This window comes from Rhodococcus sp. EPR-157, assembly GCF_001647195.1.
Lineage (GTDB): Bacteria > Actinomycetota > Actinomycetes > Mycobacteriales > Mycobacteriaceae > Rhodococcoides.
Genome location: NZ_LVCV01000116.1, coordinates 1 through 4676 on the forward strand (window position 1 = coordinate 1; position 4676 = coordinate 4676).

Sequence of the window (4676 nt, forward strand, 5' to 3'; positions counted from 1 at the left end):
TCGTCGTCGACAAGCACGACGGTGCGGTCCGCGCGGTCGAGTACGGAGGCGGCAATCGAGGATCGGTAACCGGATGCACAGTGCACCCACACTTCGCCGGCGGGAACGTCCGCGAGTCGGTGAAGCAGTTCGTGGAGGGGGATGTTGACAGCGCCCGGGATATGGCCGTCCTCGTACTCGGAGTGTTGGCGGGTGTCGAGCACGGTTACCTCACGGTCACCGGCGGCGGCGGCGGCGGCGAGTCCAGCGAAGTCGGACACTTCATAGGACCGCAATTCCCCGTCACCGACGAGCGAGTGAATCTCTCCGACAGCGGAACCGGAGGGGCTGTCGATGCCGATGCGCGCCAACTCTCGGGTGGCTTGTGCAATCTGGTCTGAGTTGTCGCCGAGCAATGTCAGCGGCGCACCCCACTGGTAGAGCCATCCGAGGTAGGTGACGAAGGTGGTGGAAAGTTCGAAGCCGAGGGTCCCCTCGAGGTGTCCGGCGGCGAAGGCGGTGCGTGCTCGTAGGTCGATCACCCACTCTCCGGTGTCGATGCGCCGTCGTAGTTCACCTGGATCGACAGGTTCGGGCGTGGACAGGTCGATCGGGGCCGGCCCTTCGGTGTTGATGACGCCCATGTGGGCGTAGTACGAGGGATACGCGGACAACCCCGCGATCAACTCCTCGACATAGGACTGTTCGTCCTGGGTGAGTGCGGGATTGCTCTGCTGCTGCTCTCCGATGGTGGAGGAATCGCCACTGGTCGGTGTCGCGGAGCAGAAGCTACCGAAACCGTGCGTGGGGTAGACCCCGGCACCGGAGGGGAGTTCGGCGACGATGCGGCGTACCGAGTGGAATTGCGCATGGGTCAGTTCGTCGGTGTGCTCCGAGCCGAGCAGGTCGGTACGGCCGGTGGAACCGTAGAGCATCGAGCCGCCGGTGAAGACCGCGATCGGCTCACCCCCTGCGCGCAATACATAGCTGACGTGGTGATGAGTGTGGCCTGGGGTGTGCATGACTTCAAACGTCATTGCGCCCGCATCGATGACGTCGCCGTCGACGACGCCTCTTCGCTCGTAGTCCACGGGATCACCGTCCGGTACGACGTACTGCGCGCCGGTGGTGCGGGCGAGTTCGAGTCCACCGGTGACGTAGTCGTTGTGGATGTGGGTTTCCAGCACGCGCGTGATCGAGGCGTTCTTCTCCGCAGCCACCGTCTGGACGCGGTCGATGTCGCGTTGCGGATCGATCACCACCGCGGCCCCGTCGTAGCTGATCAGGTAGCTGCGGTCTCCGAGGCTGGAGGTTTCGATGATGGCGATGTCCGGGGCGGTCGTGCTCATACGCGTGCTCCTAGGTGATGTCGGTTCGCTACCTTTCTGGCTCCAGAAAAGGGGCTCAGGCCAGTGCGAGGAAGAGTTTTTCCAGTTCTGCTTCGGTCATGGGCGCCTTGTTGTCGGCGGTCTCGCCGGTCATGCATTCACGCAGGCCGGTGGCGACGATCTTGAATCCGGCTTTGTCGAGGGCCCGGGACACAGCGGCGAGTTGGGTAACGACGTCTTTGCAGTCGCGTCCGTTTTCGATCATGCCGATCACTCCGGCCAGTTGGCCGTGCGCTCGCCGCAAGCGGTTGAGTACCAGTGCGATGCTGTCTTCGTCGCCGATCATGTCGGTCTCCTCGAATCGAGTGTGCGGTGATAGTGATGTCAGATTACCCCTGGGGGCATATTGGTGGTTGGTGACGTGAGGTGTTACGAGAGGACGAGGGTGTCGAGGAGCACGTAGCCGGCGACGGCGAACACCAGGTAGGCGAACCACTGCCGAAGTCTGTCGGTGTCGACGCGGGTGCTGAAGCGTCCGGCCGCCAGTGATCCTGCGATCGCGGCCCCGGCGAACGAAGAGGTGAGAGCCCAGTTGCCGCCGAGCCCGTCGGCTTGAGCGATCAGTCCGGCGGCGGAGTTGGCGACGATGACCACCAGCGATGTTCCGACTGCGACGCTCATTTCGATACCCAACAGCAGCACCAATGCGGGAATGATGAGGAATCCTCCGCCGACGCCGAACAGTCCGGTGAGGACACCGACGCCGAATCCGGTCGGTATGGACCGGGGTGCGCATCGTCGCCAGTTGATCCCGGAATTGCCGGTTCTGCAGGCGGTTCCGACGTCGTCGTTGCTTCGTAGCATGCGCGCTCCGGCGATGATCATGACCAGTGCGAAACCGATCATCACGGCGGTGTCGGGCAGGTGTCTGCCCAGGGCGGTACCGATCAGGGTGCCGATGATTCCGGTGGCCGCGAAGATGCCGGCCAGTCGCCATTCGATGAGCCGCGCGCGCACCTTCGGGATGGCCCCGGTCGCGGAGGCGACGCCGATCACCAACAGTGACGTCGGGATCGCCTCCGACAGTGGGAGTCCGAGAGCGTAGACGAGCACCGGGACGGCGAGGATCGACCCACCACCGCCGAGGAGGCCGAGCAGAATCCCGACGGCAACGCCGAGAATCAACGCCAGGGTCAGAGCCATCAGCTGCGCGGTGCGCCCTGGCCGCCGAGTGCGTCGATGGCGGCCTGCAGTTTCGTGGTGGCTTCGGCTGCGACGTCGGAGAGTCCCGGTTCGCCGGTTGCCTCAACCATGATGTCCGGGTTCATCGCTTCCACGATCACCGATCCTGGTGTGCTGGTGTCGGCGCGGACGACGACGTTGCAGGGCAGCAACAGCCCGATCTGGCGCATGACCCCGACGGCGCGGTGCGCGAGAGTGGGATTGCAGGCACCGAGAATCAGATACTGCTCCATGTCCTCGCCGAGTTTGGCTTTGAGCGTGGCCTGCATGTCGATCTCGGTCAGCACGCCGAACCCTTGCTCGGACAGGGCAGCTTTGGTGTCGGTCACCGCTGTGTCGAAGTCGGTGTCGGTCAATGTGGTGGACAATGCAATGTTCACGTCAGGTTCTCTCTTTCGATTGTCGAAGTGCGGTTGATGGGTGTCTACCCGTTTCGAGGGTCGCGAAGACTCGGTACGCCGACTCTGGTGAGGAGCGCGCTGGCCGGGCACCAGCCAGCTGCGGCGTAGAGAGCAAGGTTCGCGGCGACGAAAGCGCTGAGCAGCCGCCACTGCGGCGCGTGGAGTTCCCCGAGCGCTAGGCCGGTGGCGGTCACCGCGGCCGCGAGGGCGGGCACGATCCGCTCGATCGGCCATCCCGCGAACCGACTCGGATAGGTGGTGCTCGCGTCCGTCATGATGTCTCCGTTCGATGCGAAATTATCAGTGCGAGAAACTGATCGACGGCAAGACCTTCCGTAGCCACGCCGGTGACCACCATGCGGCGTGTCCGGTCAGCCGGAGCAGGACCGGCAGCAGAATCAACCTGATCAGGAAGGCGTCGAGTAGGACGGCGACGCCGAGGATGATGCCCATCTCCTTCGGTGGGAGTGGATCGGAGAGTGCGAAGGTGAAAAACACAGCGACCATGACCGCGGCTGCGGCGAAGATGACGCGCCCCGAATGTGCGAGACCGTCGACCTGAGCGGTCTTCGGGTCCCCGGTCTTCTCGTAATGTTCTTTCGCGGTGGCGAGGAGAAACACGGTGTAGTCCATGGCGATGGCGAAGATCATGGCAAAGAAGAACACCGGCCCCCAGCCGTCGAGGAATCCCTGTGGGGTGAAACCCAGCAACGATGCACCGTGCCCGTCCTGAAAGATCAGTTTCGCGACGCCGAACGCGGCGGCGGTGGAGAGCAGGCTGACGGCGGTGCCGAGGATCGCGATCAACGGCGCTTGCAGGGCCACGAGAAGCAGAACGAAGCCGAGGACGAGGATGATGCCGATCACCAGCGGAAGGTACTCGTTCAGGGCTTGCTGCAAATCCAGGTTTTCCGCAGGTGCTCCGCCGACCAGAGCGGTCTCCGGTAGCTGCGCTCGAAGGTCGCCGAGGATCGCACCCATGGACTCATCGGACGGATCCACAGCGGGAAGCGCCTGCAGCAGAGCGTAGTTCGAACCATCGGCAGCTGGTTGCGGAGGGGTGACCATAGTAATCCCGTCTACGCTGCTCGCGACTGTGGCGGTCGCGGCGGCGTCGGAGGTGGGGACGACGATCTGCAGTGCCCCTGGCGCGCCGTCACCGAAATGGGCTTGGACCAGCTCGTAGCCCTGCCGCACGGGTGCATCCTCGGGGACGACTGCGATCGAGGGCATCGCGACCTTCAGTCCCAGGACGGGGAGGGCCAGGGCGATGAGGATTCCGACGGAGACGAGCGCGAACGGCCAGGGGTGCTTGTGGAGCAGTTCACCCCAGGCGGCGAATTTGGGGGAGCGGTGCTGCTGGCGTTTGGCGTAGGGCAGGGATGCGGCGTTGATCTTGGGGCCGAGCGCTCCCAACGTGGCCGGGAGCAACGTCATGGTGGCGATCAGGACGAAGGTGACAGCCAGCATGATGCCCACCGCCATCGTGCGCACTGCGGGGGCTGGGACGAGCAGGACAGCGGAGAGGCTGACCAGCACTGTGAGCCCGGAGAGCAGGACGGCTTTGCCTGCGGTGTCCATGGTTTCGGCGACCGCGGCACGTGGGTCGGCGTTGCGCAGTGCGTCGCGGAAGCGGGAGACGATGAACAGGGCGTAGTCGATGCCGAGGGCGAGAGCGAACATCATCGCGAAGTTCATCGCCCACACCGAGAGCGGTGGGACCTGA

6 protein-coding genes are annotated in these 4676 nt (G+C 64.4%); all 6 read right to left on the reverse strand.

Features of this window, described 5'->3' with window-relative positions:
* On the reverse strand, window positions 1–1328 hold a 1328-nt coding region (locus tag A2J03_RS04780; protein ID WP_068370328.1), incomplete at its 3' end, for an MBL fold metallo-hydrolase.
* Window positions 1329–1383: 55 nt separating this feature from the next.
* Complete coding sequence (locus A2J03_RS04785; protein WP_068370330.1) at window positions 1384–1653, reverse strand: metal-sensitive transcriptional regulator; 270 nt, start codon at window positions 1651–1653, stop codon at window positions 1384–1386.
* A gap of 83 nt (window positions 1654–1736) precedes the next feature.
* Window positions 1737–2510, reverse strand: a complete 774-nt coding sequence (locus A2J03_RS04790) for a sulfite exporter TauE/SafE family protein (protein WP_068370332.1) — start codon at window positions 2508–2510, stop codon at window positions 1737–1739.
* A complete protein-coding gene (locus A2J03_RS04795) occupies window positions 2510–2929 on the reverse strand; it encodes a DUF302 domain-containing protein (RefSeq protein ID WP_068370334.1) in 420 nt (139 codons plus the stop codon). The genes A2J03_RS04790 and A2J03_RS04795 overlap by 1 nt, the downstream gene beginning before the upstream one ends.
* Window positions 2930–2973: 44 nt before the next feature.
* On the reverse strand, window positions 2974–3225 hold the full coding sequence (locus tag A2J03_RS04800) for a YgaP-like transmembrane domain (RefSeq protein WP_068370336.1): 252 nt from the start codon (window positions 3223–3225) through the stop codon (window positions 2974–2976).
* A 25-nt stretch (window positions 3226–3250) separates the two neighbouring features.
* Window positions 3251–4676 (reverse strand): MMPL family transporter (locus A2J03_RS04805; RefSeq protein WP_082897594.1); only part of this gene is annotated, 1426 nt, incomplete at its 5' end.

Coding starts and splice junctions, on each gene's coding strand:
- A2J03_RS04790 (WP_068370332.1), bottom strand. CDS start 2,510: ATGGCTCTGACCCTGGCGTTGATTCTCGGCGTTGCCGTCGGGATTCTG.
- A2J03_RS04800 (WP_068370336.1), bottom strand. CDS start 3,225: ATGACGGACGCGAGCACCACCTATCCGAGTCGGTTCGCGGGATGGCCG.
- A2J03_RS04785 (WP_068370330.1), bottom strand. CDS start 1,653: ATGATCGGCGACGAAGACAGCATCGCACTGGTACTCAACCGCTTGCGG.